Annotated in this window: 16 protein-coding genes; 5 read left to right on the top strand and 11 right to left on the bottom strand. The window is 62.4% G+C overall.

Annotated features, from left to right (window positions below; genetic code table 11):
* Positions 1-20 precede the first annotated feature (20 nt).
* The 10 genes from QNH97_RS13630 to QNH97_RS13585 all read right to left on the bottom strand — a co-directional run bounded on the left by QNH97_RS13630 (position 21) and on the right by QNH97_RS13585 (position 13602).
* Entirely contained in the window at positions 21-794 is a 774-nt protein-coding gene (locus QNH97_RS13630) for an HpcH/HpaI aldolase family protein (RefSeq protein ID WP_283557308.1), read from the bottom strand.
* Positions 788-2653, bottom strand: a complete 1866-nt coding sequence (locus tag QNH97_RS13625; protein WP_283557307.1) for an IucA/IucC family protein — start codon at positions 2651-2653, stop codon at positions 788-790. The genes QNH97_RS13630 and QNH97_RS13625 overlap by 7 nt, the downstream gene beginning before the upstream one ends.
* A 16-nt stretch (positions 2654-2669) precedes the next feature.
* Positions 2670-4091 carry a DHA2 family efflux MFS transporter permease subunit gene (locus QNH97_RS13620; protein ID WP_283557306.1) on the bottom strand — a complete coding sequence of 474 codons (1422 nt, stop codon included), beginning with the start codon at positions 4089-4091 and terminating at the stop codon, positions 2670-2672.
* A complete protein-coding gene (locus QNH97_RS13615) occupies positions 4088-5299 on the bottom strand; it encodes a type III PLP-dependent enzyme (protein WP_283557305.1) in 1212 nt (403 codons plus the stop codon). The genes QNH97_RS13620 and QNH97_RS13615 overlap by 4 nt, the downstream gene beginning before the upstream one ends.
* A complete protein-coding gene (locus QNH97_RS13610; protein WP_283557304.1) occupies positions 5292-7076 on the bottom strand; it encodes an IucA/IucC family protein in 1785 nt (594 codons plus the stop codon). The genes QNH97_RS13615 and QNH97_RS13610 overlap by 8 nt, the downstream gene beginning before the upstream one ends.
* Positions 7077-7246: 170 nt before the next feature.
* Complete coding sequence (locus QNH97_RS13605) at positions 7247-8623, bottom strand: diaminobutyrate--2-oxoglutarate transaminase (protein ID WP_283557303.1); 1377 nt, start codon at positions 8621-8623, stop codon at positions 7247-7249.
* A 318-nt stretch (positions 8624-8941) separates the two neighbouring features.
* Complete coding sequence (locus QNH97_RS13600) at positions 8942-11374, bottom strand: TonB-dependent receptor (RefSeq protein WP_283557302.1); 2433 nt, start codon at positions 11372-11374, stop codon at positions 8942-8944.
* 67 nt (positions 11375-11441) lie between these two features.
* The gene (locus tag QNH97_RS13595) at positions 11442-12389 is read right to left on the bottom strand and encodes a FecR domain-containing protein (RefSeq protein WP_283557301.1); all 948 of its coding nucleotides are present in this window, start codon (positions 12387-12389) and stop codon (positions 11442-11444) included.
* The gene (locus tag QNH97_RS13590) at positions 12386-12895 is read right to left on the bottom strand and encodes a sigma-70 family RNA polymerase sigma factor (protein WP_283557300.1); all 510 of its coding nucleotides are present in this window, start codon (positions 12893-12895) and stop codon (positions 12386-12388) included. Before QNH97_RS13590 ends, QNH97_RS13595 begins: the two co-directional genes overlap by 4 nt.
* A gap of 185 nt (positions 12896-13080) precedes the next feature.
* A complete protein-coding gene (locus QNH97_RS13585) occupies positions 13081-13602 on the bottom strand; it encodes an SgcJ/EcaC family oxidoreductase (protein ID WP_283557299.1) in 522 nt (173 codons plus the stop codon).
* Between the two features lie 171 nt (positions 13603-13773).
* On the opposite strand from QNH97_RS13585, the gene QNH97_RS13580 reads away from it, so the two are divergent.
* From QNH97_RS13580 to QNH97_RS13560, 5 genes are read left to right on the top strand one after another with little or no spacing between them, the layout of a single operon-like run.
* On the top strand, positions 13774-14958 hold the full coding sequence (locus tag QNH97_RS13580) for a sensor histidine kinase (protein WP_283557298.1): 1185 nt from the start codon (positions 13774-13776) through the stop codon (positions 14956-14958).
* Complete coding sequence (locus QNH97_RS13575; RefSeq protein ID WP_283557297.1) at positions 14955-15623, top strand: response regulator; 669 nt, start codon at positions 14955-14957, stop codon at positions 15621-15623. Before QNH97_RS13580 ends, QNH97_RS13575 begins: the two co-directional genes overlap by 4 nt.
* Complete coding sequence (locus QNH97_RS13570; protein WP_283557296.1) at positions 15620-17932, top strand: ATP-binding protein; 2313 nt, start codon at positions 15620-15622, stop codon at positions 17930-17932. The genes QNH97_RS13575 and QNH97_RS13570 overlap by 4 nt, the downstream gene beginning before the upstream one ends.
* The gene (locus QNH97_RS13565; RefSeq protein WP_283557295.1) at positions 17929-18396 is read left to right on the top strand and encodes a response regulator; all 468 of its coding nucleotides are present in this window, start codon (positions 17929-17931) and stop codon (positions 18394-18396) included. The genes QNH97_RS13570 and QNH97_RS13565 overlap by 4 nt, the downstream gene beginning before the upstream one ends.
* A 29-nt stretch (positions 18397-18425) precedes the next feature.
* On the top strand, positions 18426-19322 hold the full coding sequence (locus tag QNH97_RS13560) for an AraC family transcriptional regulator (RefSeq protein WP_283557294.1): 897 nt from the start codon (positions 18426-18428) through the stop codon (positions 19320-19322).
* A gap of 125 nt (positions 19323-19447) precedes the next feature.
* Here QNH97_RS13560 and QNH97_RS13555 read toward each other — a convergent pair whose 3' ends face one another.
* Positions 19448-20212, bottom strand: a complete 765-nt coding sequence (locus QNH97_RS13555) for an SDR family NAD(P)-dependent oxidoreductase (protein WP_283557293.1) — start codon at positions 20210-20212, stop codon at positions 19448-19450.
* Positions 20213-20298: the final 86 nt, after the last annotated feature.

Below are 20298 nucleotides of genomic sequence, written 5' to 3'. Positions count from 1 at the left end.
GTCAGAGTAGTCATCTTGAGTCATTGTCCTTCTGAAGAAAGTATGGCCAAGCGGCCCTGGAGAGCGCGGAACGCAATGCCGCGTTCGTCGCCCAGCACAAAGGTGTTCACCCCGCGGGCACGCCAGCGGGCGTGGTCGTCGGGTTGGCGGGGAATCGCGCAATAGGGAACGCCAGCGGCGCGGGCCGCCTGCCAGGTGTCCAACAAGGCCTGCTGCACGGCAGGCTCGTTGATCTGCCAAGGCGTTCCCAGGGACTGCGACAAGTCGGCCGCGCCCTCGAGGATCATGTCCAGCCCGGGCACCGCTGCAATGTCCGCGGCCCGTCGTGCGCCTACGGCGCTTTCGATCATCGCCACCACCATGATTTGCTCGTTGGCTCGCCCAACGTATTCGGCGAGGCTGTACTTACCAAACGAACCCGGGCGTCCGGCATTCAGGCTGCGTCGACCCAACGGGTGGTACTTGCACGCGGCAATCGCCTCGGCCAGTTGCTCCGGGCTTTCGATCATTGGCAACACGATGCCCTGGGCGCCACCGTCGAGCAGGCGCAACAGGGTTTTCGGGTCCAGGTCCGCGACCCGCACCAGCGGCGTGATGGCGTAGGCCTCGGCCATGCGGATCATGTGTTCCACGGTTTCGGGGTTGATCAGCACATGTTCCATGTCGATGATCACGAAGTCGTAGCCGGCCTCGGCGATCAGCTCGATCGCCATCGCCGACGGGATCGAACTGATCAGGCCATAGGTGGCCTGCCCCGCACCCAGCTTGAGTTTCAGTTGATTGGTTCTCAGCATGTGTGCGGCCTGAATGCATGCAGCGGGTTGGGCACCGACTTGAAGCGCCGTTCGCCGTCGCCCAGCAGGCGGCGCTTGGTCAGCTCTTCCACTTCATAAGAGGGTGCGAACACGTCGAACAGCGCAAAGCGCTCCCGGTGTTGCGGGTGCGCAGCCTGGTAAGCGGTGATGACCTTGGCGGTCATCTGCCAGAAACGGCTTTCCTCCAGCTGGTACTGCTGGTGGAGGAAAATCGCCATTTCCGCCAGGCAGATGAAGAAGAAACAGTCGCAGGAGAAGTCGCGCACCGCATTGACGTCATCGGTGAGGATGAATGAGTTACGGTTCAACCGTGCATGGCTGGAGGGCAGCGGCACCAGGGTCGGGCACAGTTCCGGACGGGCCAGGTGCGCCGGGGAATAGCGCACGCCGTCGTGGAAGTCCTTGAGGGCAATGCGTTGCGGCCAGCCATCCTTGGCGATCAGCACAATGTTCTGACCGTGGGACTCCATGCCGATGCCTTCGGCGTACAACATGTGGATGATCGGCGGCACCGTGACTTCCAGCAACCGCTGGGTCCAGGCCTGCAAGCCGTATTGGGCGATCCAGGCATCGATGAACGGCGCCTGTTCACCCCCGCTGTAGCGGTTTTCCACGTGGCTGAGGCCATTGAACGGCACGGCCTGCTCGCCGGGTTTGAGGTAACCGTGGAGGCTCTCGCGCCAGATGGCCCCCAGGGTGCCGTAGGCTTGAGAGGCGCGACTGGCCGGCAGGTGGTCATAACTGAAGCTGACCCCGGCCACCTCACCCAGGATGACGAAGTCCAGGGCGCGAGCGGTGCTGTCGGTGGCGATCAGCTGTTGTAGCCAATCAGTGATGATCGGGCCGTTCATCACGGTATGCCGCGCCAGAATCCGCGTGCTGGACGTGTTGGTCATGCTCATCGCCAATTTCACGTACGGACGCTCGGGCGCGCTGGCGTTGGCCAGGGTGCGGATCGATTGCTGGGCCTTGTAGTGATCGTGCGAAACACCGAGGTGAATCAGCTCGCCGCTGATCAGTTCGGGGTAAAAATTCGCGACGATGGTGTTCTCCCACTGCCACGGATGGACCGGGATCAGCCAGTAATCCTCCGGCGACTGGCCGCGACTTTCGAGGACCTTCGCCAGTTGCTGCACGCGGCCTTCCCCCGCTTCCTGACGGATGAACGCTTCAAAATCCATTCTGTTCGAATGGTTCATCGCCCCGCAGGACTTGGCCACGGCCAGCCAGACGACTGCAATGGGGGTGGCGAATTCTGGCCCGTACTCCGTGTTGTCCTGCAAAGAGAAACCGATCCGCGACTTGTAGCACGGGTGGTAACTGTGGGCGTCCATGAAGTGCTGTTCCAGCGCGTCCACGTCCAGCAAATGCGCCGCACGAGGAGCGCTGTAGCCCTGGCTGCGGGCCTGCAGGTCCTTGAGCTGAGTCTGTTCCAGTTCCTGGATAAAGCGTGGCAGGTGGGCGCTGCCCTCGAACGCACCGAGCAATTCAGCCAAGGCCTGGTGCAGGTCCGGCGCCCGGGGTTGGCCCTCCGCATCCACTCGCTCAAGGCTGGCATGGTCGAGGCGAATCAGCTCGAAGCTGGTGCTCCGCAGGCCGTTGCAGCGGTATTGCACCGGTTGCTGGTCGGCGTCGGTGCCTTGCACGATGAAGCGATACCGGCCGTCCTCCAGGGGCTGGCACTGGTACGCCAGCACGTCTTCATACAGCAGGGTTTGCAGCAGCTGGCCCACTACGCGCTGTTGGACCCGCCGGCAGACATCGGCATCGACGGTCGCGAGCCAGGCACCCGGGCCAGAGGAAGAGGTCGAGTGCGGGGCTTTTTCAAAAATCGTCATGGGAATTCCTTATCGATTAACGTTGTTCGAGGGCAACGGACGGCGCCTCGGGAGCCCGTTCGGGCACGGGGAAACGCCAGGCGCCAGGCAAGGCCAGGAGGATCAGGGTCCCGGTGGCAATAAACACTTCGCTGATGGCCTCGGATACATGCAGCGCAGAGGCGGATCCGGCGCCCAGGCGCATTTCCAGCCAAAGCGCAGCAATCACGATGGCCAGCGACGAGATGAGACGCCGGGAGATGTTGTTCATGGCCGCGCCCTGGGTGACCATCGGTTCCGGCAAGGCATTGAGGCCGGCGGTGGTGACCGGCATGTAGGAAAGCCCGAGCCCGGCACCGCGCACCATCATCAGCACGAACACCGTGGCGAGAGTGGTCTGTGGTGTGAGCATGCCCAGGGCCAGGGTCGCCCCTCCGGTCAACAGCAGGCCCACTGACACCACGGCCCGCGGCCCGTACTGGTCCAGCCATTTGCCGCCCAGGTGGCCGAACAGGCTGGCGAACACCGCGGTACACAGCAGCGCCAGGCCGGTGTAGATGGCGCTATAGCCCAACACCATTTGCACCAGCAGCGGCACCAACACCAGGCACTCGAACATGCCCACCGATTGCACCACGGCGATGATCACGCTCAAGCGATAGCCGCGCAGGGCGAAAATCCGCAGGTTTAGCAGCGGTGCCGGGCGGCTCAGTTCCACACGCACAAAGGCGATCAGGCACAGCACACCGGCGGCCAGCATGGCGAGGTTGAACGGATCGACCAGACCGCCGGCGTGATGCAGGCGACTGGTGGCGACCATCAACAAGCCAATGCCCGAGGCGATCAGCAGATACCCGGCAAAGTCGAAGGGCTTGCGTTCGGGCGGTTCCGACGCCGGCAACACGCCGAACCCCAGCACCAATGCCAGCAGGCCAATGGGCACGTTTATCAGGAACAGCGAGCGCCAACTGAACCACTCCAGCAGCAGGCTGCCGCACAACGGTCCCACCGCCGGGGCGAGCATCACCGCGGCTCCCCACAACCCCGTCACCCGGCCCCGCTCGTCCTTGGCATACACCGAGAAAATGATCGCCAACGACAGCGGAATCATCAGGCCGCTGGCAATGCCCTGGATCACCCGCGCCGCAATCACCACGGCGATGGAGTCGGCCAAGGCGCCCAACAGCGAGCCGCCGACGAACACTGCCACGCCCCACAGATACAGGCGTTTGCGCCCGATCCGCTGACTGAGGAAACTGGTCAGCGGCATGGTCATGCCCATCGCGGTCATGAAACCCGCGACGATCCAGGTCGCCATCAGCGGGCCGATGGCAAACGCACTCATGAATGCCGGCAACGCCGGGTTGAGGGAACTGTTGTTCAGGCTGACCGTGAGCGTGCCCAGCAAGACGTTGATCACCACCCAGTGACGCGGCACTTTCACAGCAAAGCGCTTCACAACAAGGCACCGCGCGCCGTGGCGCTGACAAAGTGCTGCAGCGGCCGCGGATGACACAGGAAGTCGGCGTGGGAGATGTTGTAGCCATAGGCGCCAGCCATCGGCAGCACCAGCAGGTCGCCCACTTCGACGCCTTGCAATTGGCAACCACGGCTCAACACATCCTTGGGTGTGCACAGCTGGCCGACGACGGTCCAGGTTTTTGCGGTGTCCGGCTGCGGCTTGCGTCGGCGCGGCAGATGAATGACTGGATGATCATGGCTCTGGGCCGCCGGCAGACGGAACTGGTGGGTGCCACCCCGGCAGACCAGGAAGTGCTCGCCGTGGCTGGTCTTGGTGTCCAGCACCTCGATCACGTAGTAGCCACAGAACGCACTGATGAAACGCCCCGGCTCGAAACGCACCACTGGCGGTTGTTCATGGGCGGCCAGGGATTGGCCCAGGTGGCGGCACAAACGCTGCCAGTCAAACCGGTGTCCGGTGAGGTAGTCGACACCGATGCCGCCACCGACATTCAAGTGCGTCGGTTGCTCGGTCCCGGTCGCCAGTGCCTTCCATTCGGTCCAGCGTCGCAGGTAGAAATCCAGCAGTTGTTCGTGCCGCTCCACCGCGTTCTGGTGGGACATCGCGTGCACATGGAAGCCCTTGAGGGTCAGGTGACTGAACGCCTGCACCCGCCGAACCGCTTCGGGCAACTCCGACTCGTCGATGCCGAACGGCGTCGCCGTGCCGGCCATCGCCAGTTTGCTGGACAAGGTGGATGGCAATTGGGGGTTGATGCGGATAAAGACCGGTTGGACGCGGCCGGCCTGTTGCGCCAGGCGCTGCAGGCGGTCGATCTCACTAAGGCTTTCCAGATGAATCGCCTCCACCTGATGCGCCAGGGCGGCGCGCAGGTCGGAGTCGAGCTTGCCCGGGCCGGAAAACACGTAGGGTTTGCGCGTAGGACAGGCCACGACCCGGTCGATTTCACCGCCGGAGGAGATTTCGAATCCACTGACCAGCGGCGCCAGCGCCTTGAGCATCGGCGCTTCACTGTTGGCCTTGATCGCGTAGTACAACTCCACACCCGCGGGCAGCGCCGCCATGACCTCGCCGACGTGCCGGGCCAGTGCGTCCAGGTCGTAGACAAACAGCGCCAGCGGATCTTCGCTATGACGGCGCGCGCCATCGATCGCGGCCATCACGGTTTCGGGCAGGTTAGGCATAACGCGCCTCCTTGCCCCAAGGCGAACGCAGGTTGACGTAGCCGGCTTGACGATCGGCCTTGGCGGCCAGGCGTACCTTCAGGTTGGTCTTGCAGGCGATGGATTCCCCGGCGATCAGCGCGTCCAGTTCCGGTGCGGGCCGCACCAGTTCTTCACGGATACTGCGCAGTTGCTGCTCCACCCGTTGCCACATCAACGGTGCCAGGTGCGGACGTTCCCAACTCAGGGCCAGCACCGCTTCGCAGAGGTTATTGATCAGCAGGCAATAACTGATGCGGCTCCAGCCTTGCTCGCGGGTGTAGAGCAACGATTGGCGCACACGAGGATGCAGGCCGACACCGATGGTGGACATGCCCAGTTCTTCGGTGAGTTTGACCCCTTCGAAATCCCGCAGCAGCAATTGCTGTGGCTGGCCGTTGTCATGGATCAGCACGCTGTTTTGCAGGTGCGGCTCCATCACCACGCCATGGTTGAAGAACAGCGCCAGCACCGGGCGCAGCAACAGCGCCTGGTAGCGGTCAAACCAGTCCAGCAACTGCTCGTCCTCCAGCGCCTGGCCGTTGAAACCTTGCAGGAATTCATGGACCAACGGCTGCGAATGGACGTCCCGAGCGAAGAGCGTACCGGCCATCACGCTGACGTCGGCGCCGGAGCGGCGACAGAAGTTTTCCCGCAGGATGGCGCCAGTCTGCTCGCGAAACCAATGGCCGTCGGCTTCGCTGGCCTGTTTCGGCGCCCAGCTCACTGAGCCCGGCTCGGCCACGGTGGACAGGCCGCCCAGTGTTTCAGGTTGGGTCTGCTGCAAGCGCTGGAACAGCTGATCGATGATCAAGGTGCTTTCCAGCTCGTACCAGGCGTTCTTGCGCACGCAATTGGTGATGCGTACGTTCAGCGAGCCCTTGATGAAATAGTCATGGCCCTCGATGTACCAGGTGCGCATGGACGCCGTCGGGCTGGCGAGTGCGCCGGTGGGGCCCAGGTCCCGTAGCTCGCCCCGCTCCAGCAATTGTTGCACCCGGCGATCCTGCACGAACAACTGCGCCTGGACCGGGTGCAGGCAGATGATCGCCCTGCCCGGCGCCGCGCGGCCTTGATCGGCGAACCCGGCCAGCACCTGCTCGTCGGTCAGGCCATTGGCGGTGATGCGCAGTCCTTCGCGCGGCACTTCAAACAGATGCAATGCCGTGCGTGCCTGGAACTCCGGCGCATAGGTTTCCTGGGCCAGATCAGCGGGCCAGAGGCGCGCCTTGGGCGCCGGATGGTTAGGGTGACCGAACCACAGGCCTTGTTCGCTGGCCAGGTAATTGCTCAAGGGCGCGGGACCTTCGCCATCCATGTTGTGGGCGACGATGGCGGCGGTCAGGGACTGGCTTTGCAGCACCTGGTCGAGCAGCTCATCGTTGCTGGCGCGGGTCATGTGTTCGCAGGCGCTGAGCAGTTGCGCGACGAATTCAGGGAAAGCTAGGCTGCTCCATGGCGCATCGCCCTGACGCGCATACACATCGGACAGATAGCGATGGCTGCCGAGTCGGTCGCGCCGATCCACCATCACGAAGAATTGTTGGCCGTTGGGCAAGCCGATGGTCAACGGAATACCTTTGCACTGCAGCCCTTCCAGGTAACTTCCTGGCGCGATGCCGCTCATCTCTTGCGGCCAGTTATAACGCAGGCAATTTTCAGGCAGTGCAAACTCTTTGATCAGGCAATTGAGCAAGGCGCGCGTGCTTGCCAACTCGCTGACACGATTGGATAAAGCGGTACGATCGGGATATTGCATAGTTGCTCCTCGTAACCGGTGGGTTACGGATGACTTCATGTCTGGGCAAGTTCAAATAGCATTCAGCGAAACAATAGATGCCCATCTTCCCAATATCGGGAAATGTTTAGCGCTGTTTATCAAATGACTGATATGACTTACATGGTCGCGCCCATCTCCGGGCCGTTCTTTTAACCGCGCTCTTGCAAGAGCGCCGTCGCCATGGCTTTTTCAAATCGATCGATCGCCAGGGCGCATTGCTCATCGTCGATGATCAACGGTGGCAAGAGGCGGATCACGTTGCCCTGGCGTCCGCCTCGCTCAAGCAGCAATCCATGATCGAAGCAGTGTTTCTGGGTGGCTACCGCCAGGGTCGGATCTCCCGGGAAGCTGTTCAGGCGATCAGGGGCCTGGCGCTCGTCGACGATCTCGATGCCCAACATCAGCCCGCGGCCACGCACTTGGCCGAGGGCCGGGAAGCGTTGCTGCAGCTGTATCAGCTGGGTCTTGAGCCAGTGCCCGCGGCGTTCGGCCTGGGCTGGAAGGTTTTGTCGCTGCAAGGCGTTGAGCGTCGCCAGGCCCGTGGCCATGGCCATCTGGTTGCCACGAAAGGTCCCGGTGTGGGCGCCAGGCTCCCAGGCGTCGAACTGACGCTTGATGCCCAGCAATGCCAGCGGCAGCCCGCCCCCCACCGCCTTGGACATGACGATAATGTCCGGTTCGATCCCGGCATGCTCGAAGGCGAACATCTTGCCCGTGCGGCCAAAACCGGCCTGGACTTCGTCGACAATCAGCACGATGCCGTACTGTTGGGTGACCTCGCGGATGCGGCGCAACCATTGGGCTGGCGCGCAATTGACGCCGCCCTCGCCCTGCACCGCTTCCAGAATAACCGCGGCGGGCAGCGAGACGCCGCTTTCCACGTCCTCGATGAACTGGGTGAAATAATGGGCCAGCGCTTCGATGCCGGCCTCGCCACCGATACCCAGCGGGCAGCGGTATTCATGGGGGTACGGCATGAACTGCACGCCTGGCATCAAGGACGCCACGGCATTTTTCGGCCCCGTGTTACCGGTCACCGCCAGGGCGCCGTGGGTCATGCCGTGGTAGCCACCACTGAAGCTGATGATGTTGCTGCGCCCGGTGACGGTCTTGGCCAACTTGAGCGCTGCCTCGACGGCATCCGCCCCGGAAGGGCCACAGAATTGCAGGCAATAGTCACGCCCCTGCCCCGGCAACAGGCTCAACAGTTTTTCGCTGAAAGCGTCCTTTTGCGGCGTGGTGAGGTCCAAGGTGTGCATGGGCATGCCCGAGGCCATGAAGTGATCGATGCTGGCGACGATGTCTTCATGGTTATGCCCCAAGGCCAGGGTGCCAGCACCGGCCAGGCAGTCGAGGTAGGTCTTGCCTTCCACATCCGTGACCCATACGCCACGGGCCTTGGCGATGGCCAAAGGCAACTTGCGCGGATAACTGCGGACATTGGATTCGAACCGACCTTGACGGTTCAGATAATGAGCATTGTCTTTCTGCAAAGCATCTATGCGCAAAACGCTTTCATTCAACATGAGTATCAACCCTGATAAGTCCCGACATGCAAACTATTATCATTTACCTGTTACTGCAACAAGTAATCGCAAATAAAATATGCCAGGTCGGAGCTGATACTTCGTTTAATGAGCGCGCAGGGAAAGCTCACCGGATAAACACGGATCAACAGCATTAAATATATCGAAATAGGCACTATGATATCAGTGCGAGAAGTAGTATTGGCTAACTTTTATATCAGATTATCGACTCCATTAATTGCAAAGTAATATCAGTTAATATCAAAGCGACAGTGTTTAATGAATAAGTTAGCTCCTTCCATGGAGCTGATGATCGGTTTAGAAGTCGACAGTAGCCGACAGGAGGTAGGTACGCGGGGTTGCCAGCGTCAAGCCAGGTTCGCTGTCATCCGAGGCCCCGGCCGAACTCCAGTAGCGCTTGTCCGCCACGTTCTCGATATTGGCACGCAGGGTGATGTTCTTTTCGTCGACCTTGAACGCGTAGCGTGCGCCCACGTCGAAGCGCTCCCAGGAGTCGATTTCCTTGGTGTTGGACTGGTCCAGGTATTGCGAGCTGGAATAGATGCCGCGACTGGTCAGGGTCAACCCCTGCACGGTCGGTACGTCCCACTCGGCGCCCAGGTTGACGTTGTATTTCGGCGTGGCGGGTGCCCGGTTGCCGTCGAAGGTACCGTTGGTGGTGTTGGTCAGCTTGCTGTCGATGTACATCACGCCGCCGAGCAAGCGCGTACCCTTGACAGGTTCACCAAATACGCTCAGTTCAACACCGGTGTTTTCACGCTTGCCGTTCGGGCCGAAGACGCGTCTCGTGGGATTTGTCTCGTCGACCGCATAGGCGGGCTGCTTGATCCGGAACAGGGCGGCAGTCAACGCGAACGCCCCCGCGTCATATTTGGCCCCGACCTCGACCGAACGACTGATGAACGGTGGGAAAATTTCGTCCTCATTTATCGTATTCGTCGGTGCGATCTTGCCCTGGCTCAAGCCTTCCATGTAGTTGGCATACAGGGACAATTTATCGGTAGCCTTGAACAGGATGCCGCCCGAAGGTGAAACCTTTTCGTCGTCGTAGGCGGTCTCGCCTTTGATGTCATTCGTCCAGTCGTCGACCTTCACCCGCTGCCAGCGGGCGCCGAGGGTTAGCAGCAGTCGGTCGTCGAAGAACCCCAGCGTGTCAGACAACGCCACGCCGCTGAAACGGTTCTCGGTGTAGACCTTGTTATCTTGTCGCGTGGGGGTGACAGGGGTCGGTGTGACTACCGGGTCATACAGGTTGCTGTCGGACTGATCATAGCGGGCGCCGCCATTGGTGAAATCCATGTAGAAATAGCTGGCGGCCAGATTGACCTCATGGCTCACCGGGCCGGTATGGAACCAGTTGCGCACCCCGGCATTGGCCGTCCGGACATTTTCGTCGCGGGTGAAGTCACGGGGTTGAACACGGAAATCTCCGGCTTCGTTGAGAACCGAAACGGCATGCCGAAGGAACTCATGATTACTTTTGCGCGCCCCCACGCCGCCGTACAGCATGACGGAGTCGTTGACATCGAACTCCGCATTGACCGTGCCGAAGGTATCCTTGGTGCGCGCCTTGCTCCAACGCTGCGCGTAGTTGCGATCGACATCGCTGGCATGTGGCACCGGTGCGGCGGCAGCAACCTGGACGCGCTCTTGCGGTGCATCGGTATCTCGTTCGGTGCGCCCGATGTCCGTCGAGACGCGCAGGCGCTCACCGCGGAAATCCAGACCAAGGACCGCCATTTCACGATCAACGCTCTGGTGATCCCAATCGGTGTCGCCGGACTGTTTCACACCGTTGAAGCGGACACCGAACTGGTTATCTTCACCAAAACGCCGACCGACATCCACGGCAGCACCTGGCTGGCTGTCGGAAGCGTAGCTGCCGGTGATCGACGTGATGGGCTTGTCAGTCGCGCGCTTGGGCACCACGTTGATCCCGCCCCCCACGCTGCCCCGCGGCGAAATGCCGTTGATGAGCTGGCTCGGCCCTTTGAGGATGTCGACGCGTTCGGCCATCTCCATGTCAATCGTGTAGGTGGGCAGGACGCCATAGAGACCGTTGTAGGCAACATCACTGTTGAACAGGCTCAACCCACGAATGGTGAACTGCTCATAACGCCCGCCCGCCGGGTTGGTGGCGCGAACGGAAGGATCGCTGGCGATCAGGTCGCCCAAGGTGCGCGCCTGCTGGTTCTTGACCGCCTCGCTGGTGTAGGTGGTCATGCTGAACGGCGTTTCCATGAAATCCCGCGAGCCCAGCAAGCCTTGCGAACCACGACGAGCGACTTGGCCGCCGGCAAACGCCTCGACGTCTGTCGCGGCAGTGGCGCCAAGAATCGAGGTCGGGGCCAGTTGCAGGCTACCGCCTTCTGGTGCGGGGGTCAGGATGAACGCCTGTTCTCCCACTGGCTGAAGCTGCAGGCCGGAGCCCTGCAACAGCCGCGAAAAGCCCTCTTCCACCCCATATTCACCCGACAGCCCGGCGCTGTTGCGGCCGCTGACCAGGGCCGGGTCGACCGACAGGTTGACACCCGCCAGCCCGGCAAACCGAGTCAACGCCGCGCTGAGGCTGCCTGCCGGCACCTGATAGCTGCGTCGGGCAGCGTCTTCGGCCTGGCTGGGGGAGATGAAGAATGGACTGGCGCTCAGGCTCAGCAAGAGACTCAGGTTCAACAGCGGACGCCAGCCGGCAAGGGCCGGGCGAAAACGCAAAGGTACTACTGCAGACATTAGAAGGCGCTCTCATTTTTGTTCAGTTGCCTTGAATGACAAGCGAGACAAAAAAAGGGGACACGCTTCACGCAGTATTTTTGCGAGGCGATAACGTGACCCAATAGCGGGTGCGTGTTTGCACGTCCAGCGGCAGGCTGGCCGCGAGCAACCCGAGGATTCGATCGGTGTTTTCCAGGCGAAAGCTGCCGGTGACGCGAAGGGATTCCAGGGCTGCATCCCAGCGCAACACGCCCGGGCGATAGCGGCCCAGTTCGCGGAGAAAATCCCCTAACGGCTGGTTTTGCGCCAATAGCACCCCGTCACGCCAACCCAGTTGTGCCACGTCAAAGGCGTCCACGGGCCCGGCCCCCGCTGGCTGGAGGCTGACTTGCTGGCCTTGCTCCAGGGTCAACTGCGGCCCGCGCGATGGTTGCAACTGCGCCGAGCCGCTTGCCACCGACACTCGACAGTTGTGTTCACTCAAGCGTACGCAAACCTCACCGCGGTTGACCGTGATGAGCCCATAGGGTGCCTGGATGGCCAATGGCGTGGTCCCTGTGACGTTGAGGGCCAGCTCGCCTTGCACCAGCACCAGTCGCCGCGCCTTGAGATCAAGGTCCACGGCGCTGTCGGTGTTTAACTGTAAGGTGCTGCCATCCATCAGCGACCAACGTCGTTGTTCGCCAGTGCCGGTGTGCAAGTCAGCGCGCCAGACCTCCAGCGGCAGTTCTCGCCCCAACAGCCAGGCGGCCGGCACCACTGCGGCAACGCCCAATGCGCGCTTGAGCACGGCGCGGCGGGCCATTGCCGGGCGGTCCAGCGTTGCCATCCCCAGGGACGGCGGCACCCCGGCAAAGCGCTGACGCAATCGTTGGGCTTTTTGCCAGGCAGCCTCGTGCTGGGCGCTGCTTTCGCGCCATTGTTGCAAGGCGGCGGAATCAAATTCGTCCCCGTTGAACTCCATCAAGGCCAGCCAGCGGGCCGCCGCACGTGCGATTTCGCGGGCTTCGGGCGAAGGGGCCGGACGAATCAAAAATCCACCAACAGGCAATGTTCATAGGCCTGGGCCATGTAGCGTTTGATGGTGCGCTCGGACACCTGCAGGCGCTCGGCAATTTCACGGTAGCCCAAGCCTTCAAGCTGGCTCCATAAAAAGGCCCGACGCACCAGAGGCGGCAGGCCATCAAGCAATTCGTCCAGGGCTTGCAGGGTTTCCAGCAATAGCCAGCGCTGTTCTGGAGACGGCACGCTGTCTTCGGGCAAGCTCGCCAGGGCGTCGAGATACGCTTGCTCCAGATTGCGACGGGTGTAGAAATTGCTCAGCAGCCGCTTGCCGACCGTCAGCAGATAGGCACGGGGCTCATGCAAATCGGCCAACGGCTGGGAGCTGGACAGTACTCGCAGAAAAGTATCCTGGCGCAGGTCCGCCGCATCCCAGGCATTGCCCATGCGCCGTCTCAACCAGCCTTCCAGCCAACCGCCGTGGTCACGGTACAACGCGTGTAGGGAGTGCTCCGTAGGCGTAGCTGCATCAAACATGTCAAGAAGCCCTGCGCATGGAATGTCTCAAATGAGACTGATTCTAATTAATGTTCGCAGGCTAATCCAAGCTATTTATGCAGGAATATGTAAATGCGGTGGTGGCCTTATGGCTTTGGGGAGCACCTCGAGGGGCTGCTGCGCAGCCCGGCGAGAGCGAGCTCCCTCGCCACGGGGGGTGGGTATCAGTGACTGGCGTGCAGGGTTTTGGGCACTTCGGGCATCGCCGATGAGTGATGGTTGATGATTTTCCACTGCCCGTCGAGGCGCTCATAGAGGAAAGTGTAGCGTGCCTGGACGTCCCGCTTGGAACCGTCGGCATTGGTCAGAGAGAAGGTATAGACACCGCTGTCCATCGCCGCATCGGGGCCCAGATGGCGGATCTCCCGGTAGTTGATTTGTCCGGCCGGCTTAGCCGCCAGGAAGTGCTGGAAATAATCCTGGATTTGCGCCGGTGTGTTGCGCACCTTATTGGAAACAGTCGGTTGCAAAATCGCATCCGGTGCGTACAGGCTCGTCACCGCGCTAGCGCTGCCGGTTTGCAGCGCCGCATTCCAACGGTCGAACAACGCAGCGATCTCGCGGTCATTCACGTTCTTTGGCTGCTCGGCCACCGAGCTGTACACGTACGGCGTGGCCTCAACTGCATGGACAAGCGGTGCAGTCAGCAGGAAAAAAGCAGCAATCGCGCAGGTTTTCATTTTCATCGAAGCGTTCCTTTGGGTTTCAATGAGTCCACTTTGCCGGCTCGCGCTGCCTTCGCCATCGGCCAACCGGTGCCGATCACCTATGCCATTCGGCAGATAGGCCCCGTGTTGATGACACTGGTCTAATGACGCCCGAACCGGACCGGTCCCCTTTCACGCTGGAGCCCCCCCATGCAAAGCCCACCCCACGACCCTGGCAGTGCCCTGGCCATCCGCACCCAGTATCGTCAGTCGCAAAGCCGGGCCGCGCGCCTGCGCTTGCTGTTGGGCACTGGCCATGAGCTGACGCAGTTACCATTGCCGGCGATGCGTCAGCGCGCAGTGCAACGGGCGTGCGCGTTCATGGCCATGGACCATGGCCTGCTGCTGGAATGGGTGGCGGACACAACCCTGCGCACCATTGCCAGCCACGGTAACCGTGAACGGCTCGATCTGCTCGCCAGCCTGGCCCAGCCGCCGGCGCCCGAACCGCAATGGCTGGAGTATCCCCACAGCGCCCTGCCCCAGGTCTTGCGCGTTCCGTTGCGTGGCTCCGACGGCGTGGTGTTCGGGGCTCTACTACTGGGCAACAGCGTGGCCCTGGGCGCGCCGGACAACGAGGACATTGAGTCGCTGCAACTGCTGGCGACCTTGCTGGCGGCGCATCTGGAGAACAGTCGCCTGCTCGAAGCGCTGCAGGCCCGAGAACGCACCATGTCCGAGCTGGTCCATCGACTGTTCAGCGCCCAGGAGGACGAACGCAAACGCGTGGCTTATGACCTGCATGACGGTCTCGCACAGAACCTGGCCGGCTTGCACCAGCGTTTGCAGGGGTTCGCTGGCCGCTGCCCGCCTCTTCCGCCTGAACTGGCGACCGAGTTGCAGACCATCCTCGCCCTCGCCCGGGGCTGTGTCGGCGAAGGCCGGCAACTGATCGGCGGCCTGCGTCCCCATGCGCTGGATGATTTCGGCCTGTACAAAGCCGTCGACAAGGAAGCCGATCGCCTGCGCGATGCGGGCCTGACGGTGGACTGGGCCGGGCACAGCGCCGCTCGACTGCCGGGCAACGTGGAAATCGCCCTGTTCCGCATTGCCCAGGAAGGCATCAACAACATTCTCAAGCATGCCCGAGCCAGCCATGTGCGCCTGGGACTGACAGTCAGCGACGACCACGCCGCGCTGCGGGTGGAAGACGACGGTCGGGGCTTTGCCTTGGAGCAACCCATCGAGACCAATGGCACCTGCCATCTGGGATTGGCCGCCATGCAGGAACGTGCCAGCCTGCTGGGTGGCCACCTGACCTGTTCCAGCCAGCCCGAGGGCGGCACCCGATTGTTGGCCTGCGTGCCCCTGCCCATCCACGGAGCACACCCATGACGCCTCCTTTGCGCCTACTGCTGGCTGATGATCACGAAGTCACCCGCACCGGCTTTATCAGCATGCTGGGCGGCAGCCCGGGATTTGAAGTCGTCGGCCAGGCCCGCGACGGCCAGGAAGCTCTTGATCTCTGCGAGCGGCTAAAGCCGGACATCGCGATTCTCGACATTCGCATGCCGGTGCTCAACGGCCTGGGGGCGGCGCGCATCCTGCAACAGCGCCAGCCTGCGATCAAAGTGGTGATCTTCACCATGGATGACAGCCCCGACCACCTGGAGGCCGCCATCGGCGCGGGCGCTGTCGGTTATCTGCTCAAGGACGCCAGCCGCGATGAAGTGCTGGATGCGCTCAAACGGGTCGCCCGGGGCGAAGAGGCGTTGAACAGCTCGGTCAGCGCGCGGCTGTTGCGGCGCATGGCCGAGCGCGGCGCCAGTGGCGAAAGCCCAGTCCAGGCCCTGACAACGCGAGAGCGCCAGGTCCTGGGGCTGGTGGCCGGCGGTTTCAGCAACCGTGAAATCGGCGAAAAACTCGGCATTGCCCCCGGCACCGCCAAGGCCCATGTGGAACGAGTCATCGGCAAGCTCGGGGCCGCCGATCGGACCCAGGCAGCGGTGCGCGGTGTTGCCCTCGGATTGGTGGCGCAACCCAGCGGGCAATGGCCATGAGGTTTCTCGCCGCTCGCCGCTGGGCCGACCTGCCCTTGCGGGGCAAGGCGCTGGTGGTGATTTCCCTGCCGCTGGTGGTCCTGCTGCTGTCGCTGGTGCTGATCTACATCACCGAACGCCAGACCGCCCGGGCCGAAGAAGACGTACGCCGGGTGTTGCTGGTCCAGGGCGACATCCAGACCGTCCATACCCTGTTGGCCGAAGCTGCGGCGAGCGTGCGCGGTTACCTGCTGACCCGCCGCGAAGACTTCCTGCCCAGCTACGAACAGGCCACGCCGCTGATCCAGGCCGCATTGCAACGGCTGGACCACAACATCCGCGACCCCAGGATGCGCGAGTACCTCAAGACCATCACCCCACTGATCGCCGACAAACTCAACGGGCTGATCGCCTTGCGCAGCACCAAGGGCGAGGACACCGAGGCCATCACCGCGATCCTGATCGAGAACAAACAGGTGCTGGATGTGCTGCGCGAGCAGATCAGCGCCATGCGCGTTCGCGAGGACGCCTTGCTCGCCGACCGCAGCGCCGCTGCCTCGGCCACGCGTATGCGGCTGTTGTTCGCCACTCTGTTGGCGGCGGTCTGCGGACTGTTCGGTGCCATTGTCGCGGTGCTGTTCCTGTCCAAGGGCATTGTCGCCCGGGTCCAGCAGGTGCAAGGCAACGCCCAGCGCCTGGCATTGGGCCAACCCCTGTTGCCGCAACCGCCGGAGCAAGACGAAATCGGCCAACTGGGCACTCGCCTGGTGGAGGCCGGGCAACTGCTGGCCGAACGTGAGCGAGCCCTGCGCGATAACGAAGAGCGCCTGCGGCTGATCATCGATGGCGTGAAGGACTATGGGATTTTCGCGCTGGATGCCCAGGGCTACGTGACCACTTGGAACGCAGGCGCCGAACGGATCAAGGGCTACACCGAGCAGGAAATCCTCGGGCGGCATTTTTCGCTGTTCTACCTGGCTGAAGAATGCCCCGCGCACCCGGACATGGCCCTGCGCGAGGCCACCCGCGACGGTCACTACATGGAAGAAGGCTGGCGGTGTCGCAAGGACGGCAGCCGCTTCTGGGCCAGCGTGGTCATCACCGCCCAATATGACAGTACCGGCGTCCTGCGCGGCTTTTCCAAGATCACCCGCGACATCACCGACCGCCGCGCCGCCGAGATTGCCCTGCGCACCGCCCGCGAAGAAGCGGAAAGCGCCAGTCGGGCCAAGAGTGAGTTTCTCTCGCGCATGAGCCACGAACTGCGCACGCCGCTGAATGCCATCCTCGGTTTCGCGCAACTGCTGGACATGGACTCCACGGCGGGCCAGCGTCCTCAGGTCGGCCACATCCTGCGCGCCGGCCAGCATTTGCTGGCGTTGATCAATGAGGTGCTGGACATCGCCCGGATCGAGGCCGGGCGCCTGCCGCTGAACATTGAACCGATCGCCCTGTCGACGGTGTTGCACGAAGCCCTGACCCTGGTTTCGCCCATGGCGGCGGATGCCGGGATTCATCTGGCCGAGCTGCCGCCGCTACCTGATGGCAGCGGTGTGCTTGCCGATCGTCAGCGCCTGGTGCAGGTGCTGCTCAACCTGTTGTCCAACGCCATCAAGTACAACCGCCCGGGCGGTGAAGTGCGCATTGCCGTCACCGTCCAGGCCCGCCAAGTGAGCATTGCCGTCAGCGATACCGGGCATGGCATTGCCCTTGAACAGCTGGATCAACTGTTCAAGCCCTTCGAACGCCTGGGCGCCGATCCCCAGGTCGAAGGCACCGGCCTGGGGCTGTCGTTGAGCAAGAGCCTGCTGGAGATGATGCAGGGCCACCTCGAGGTCCACAGTGAACCGGGACAAGGTTGCCGCTTCACCCTGCAACTACCGGGCGCCCAGGTGTCCGGCAGCCAGTTGCCGCCCGTTGCGCCCCTGGCGGTAACGCGTCCTCCAGTGGAATATCACGGCAAAGTGCTGTGCATCGAAGACAACCTGTCGAGCCTCGCATTGATCGAGACGCTGATGCAGCGTCGCCCCGGCATTCAGTTGTTGTCGAGCATGCAGGGCCAGATGGGCCTGGACCTGGCTCGCCAGCACGCGCCGCAACTGATCCTGCTGGACGTGACCCTGCCGGACCTGGACGGCCTGGAGGTGTTGCGACGCCTGCGCGACTCCCGGGCCACCGCATCGACGCCGGTGCTGATGATCACCGCCGATGCCAGCGACCTGACTCGCCGCACCCTCCACGAAGCCGGCGCCACGGCGGTCCTGACCAAGCCTATTCATATCCAGGCCTTCCTCGGCCACCTCGAACACTATCTACCGGAGCCCGCATGAATCGCGACTTGCGCATCCTGATCGTCGATGATCAGCGCCCCAACCTGGACCTGATGGAACAACTGCTGGCCCGCGAAGGCTTGCACAACGTGCTGAGCAGCACCGAGCCCCTGCGCACCCTGGATCTGTTCAACAGCTTCGAACCGGACCTGGTCATCTTGGACCTGCACATGCCCGCGTTCGATGGCTTTGCCGTGCTGGAACAACTCAACCGGCGCATCCCGGCCAACGACTACCTGCCGATCCTGGTGCTGACCGCCGACGCCACCCGCGACACCCGCCTGCGTGCCCTGGCCCTCGGCGCCCGAGACTTCATCAGTAAACCCCTGGATGCACTGGAAACCATGCTGCGGGTCTGGAACCTGCTGGAGACTCGGGCGCTCTATAAGGCGTTGCGTGAGTTGATTCCATCCCAGCAGATCGAGCTGTTGCGCCAGCACCGGCCGGCGGTCGATTCGGTCTAGCCTGGCGGCAGGCATTGAGAGCGTCGAGTATGGACATCATCCAGAGAACATCGGCAACCGGTCTGCAAGCGTACATTCGCGGCGAGTGCCTGGCGACGTCCGACGGTGTCTCGTCGCAGGATGTCCTGGTCGAGATCTTTGTCCGCGAACGCACGGAAGAACGCGTGATCGTGCCGGCGGTGGCCGAGCCGTTGCTCGTTTGGGTGTTATCCGGAGAGGCCGTTGTCGAAGAGCGCGACGAACATGAGGATTGGCTTTCGAGTTCGGTGCGGCGCGGCGATTTTTTCCTGACCGCATCACCCGTGCCCTATGAAATGCGCTGGCAAGCCAGCGGTACCGAGCCGTTCGTGGTCATGCACGTTTACCTGGGGTTGCCGCTGCTGGAACGCGCCATTGCCGAAACCGGCGGTAGCGCCGCGATCCGCTTGCGGGAAGTCTCAGGTGGACGGGATGACGTGCTTTCGGCACTGCTCGAACAGATTCGATTGGAACTGACCCGGCGCGGCGAAACCAGCGCGTTACTGATCCAGGGCGTGGCGCAATGCCTGGCGGTGCACCTGGCGCGTCATTATCGGAATGCCGAGGCCGATGACATGTCCGGGCGCAATGCCCTGCCCGCCTTCAAGCTCAAACGGGTTGTCGAGCTAATGGAACAACGGCTGGCCGATAACTTCAGCCTTGGCGACTTGGCGCAGGCCATCAGCATGAGCGAATACCACTTCAGCCGGCTGTTCAAACGCGCCACGGGGCGTTCGCCGTCGCAGTATTTCATCCAGTTGCGAATGGCTCGGGCCCGGCAACTGCTGATCGAAACCGAGCGCAGCATCATCGATATCGGCCTGGAAGTCGGGTATGGCAGCGCCAGTCACTTCTCCCAGATATTTCGCCGCGAGGTGGGGGTTGTGCCGAGTCATTACCGCAGGTGAAGTGAACACAATAACCTGTGGCGAGGGAGCTTGCTCCCGCTGGGCTGCGAAGCAGACCCAATATAGAGCGCCTGCTGCGCAGTCGAGCGGGAGCAAGCTCCCTCGCCACAAAAAGCCAATGCTGGTCAGCCGCCTACTGCAACACTCATCCCACCATCAGCCATAACCACCGAGCCAACCATGAAACTGGCGCGCTCCGAGGCCAGGAATGCGACGATTTCGGCGATCTCCGTGGGTGACGCCGCCCGGCCGATGGGCGCGGACTTGCCGTGCTCGGCCAGGAAACCCTGGCCATCTTCCATGAAGTGATCAAGCAGATGAGTGACCACATCACCGACGCCGATGGCATTGACCCGAATCCCATGCTCGATAGCCTCCAGGGCCTGGGTCCGGGTCAGCTGGGCCAGGGCACCCTTGGAGGCGGTGTAGGCCGCGATGCCGGGGAAGGCGAAATAAGACGCATAGGACGCTATGTTTACGATGGCGCCCGACTGCTGCTTCATCATCGCTTTCATGGCTTCGCGTGAATGCAGGAAGGCGCCGGTCACGTTGGTTTCCATCTGCCAGTTCCAATCTTCGCGGGTCATTTCCACGAAAGGCTTGTAGAGAATTCGCCCGGCATTATTCACCAGCACATCGAGCCGACCGAAACGCTCCTGCGCCAGCGCAACGGCGGCTTCAGCGCTGCCGTCTTCAGTGATATCCGCCAGGAACGGCACCAGGCCAGGTTGTTCCAACGCGTTCACCTGCGGGTTGATGTCCTCGGCAATGACCTTCGCGCCGCGGGCATGGAATAACTCGGCGATTGCCCGGCCGATGCCGCTGGCCGCACCGGTGACCAATACCACTTTGCCGGCGATTTCGTTGGGGGTGGGTGTGAAGTCAGTCATGTCAGCTCTCCAAAAAAGCAGGTTTGTTTTCGACGCGTCCACTGTCGTCGATCACGAGCACGCGCTCTTTGGGGGCCTTGCTTGAG

Origin of the sequence: Pseudomonas sp. G2-4 (assembly GCF_030064125.1) — a bacterium.
Classification (GTDB): domain Bacteria; phylum Pseudomonadota; class Gammaproteobacteria; order Pseudomonadales; family Pseudomonadaceae; genus Aquipseudomonas.
Note: the sequence above shows the minus strand (reverse complement) of the source record. Positions and strands in the feature narration are given on the sequence as shown.

Coding starts and splice junctions, on each gene's coding strand:
- QNH97_RS13630 (WP_283557308.1), bottom strand. CDS start 794: ATGCTGAGAACCAATCAACTGAAACTCAAGCTGGGTGCGGGGCAGGCC.
- QNH97_RS13625 (WP_283557307.1), bottom strand. CDS start 2,653: ATGACGATTTTTGAAAAAGCCCCGCACTCGACCTCTTCCTCTGGCCCG.
- QNH97_RS13615 (WP_283557305.1), bottom strand. CDS start 5,299: ATGCCTAACCTGCCCGAAACCGTGATGGCCGCGATCGATGGCGCGCGC.
- QNH97_RS13610 (WP_283557304.1), bottom strand. CDS start 7,076: ATGCAATATCCCGATCGTACCGCTTTATCCAATCGTGTCAGCGAGTTG.
- QNH97_RS13605 (WP_283557303.1), bottom strand. CDS start 8,623: ATGTTGAATGAAAGCGTTTTGCGCATAGATGCTTTGCAGAAAGACAAT.
- QNH97_RS13600 (WP_283557302.1), bottom strand. CDS start 11,374: ATGTCTGCAGTAGTACCTTTGCGTTTTCGCCCGGCCCTTGCCGGCTGG.
- QNH97_RS13590 (WP_283557300.1), bottom strand. CDS start 12,895: ATGTTTGATGCAGCTACGCCTACGGAGCACTCCCTACACGCGTTGTAC.
- QNH97_RS13585 (WP_283557299.1), bottom strand. CDS start 13,602: ATGAAAATGAAAACCTGCGCGATTGCTGCTTTTTTCCTGCTGACTGCA.
- QNH97_RS13580 (WP_283557298.1), top strand. CDS start 13,774: ATGCAAAGCCCACCCCACGACCCTGGCAGTGCCCTGGCCATCCGCACC.
- QNH97_RS13575 (WP_283557297.1), top strand. CDS start 14,955: ATGACGCCTCCTTTGCGCCTACTGCTGGCTGATGATCACGAAGTCACC.
- QNH97_RS13570 (WP_283557296.1), top strand. CDS start 15,620: ATGAGGTTTCTCGCCGCTCGCCGCTGGGCCGACCTGCCCTTGCGGGGC.
- QNH97_RS13565 (WP_283557295.1), top strand. CDS start 17,929: ATGAATCGCGACTTGCGCATCCTGATCGTCGATGATCAGCGCCCCAAC.
- QNH97_RS13560 (WP_283557294.1), top strand. CDS start 18,426: ATGGACATCATCCAGAGAACATCGGCAACCGGTCTGCAAGCGTACATT.
- QNH97_RS13555 (WP_283557293.1), bottom strand. CDS start 20,212: ATGACTGACTTCACACCCACCCCCAACGAAATCGCCGGCAAAGTGGTA.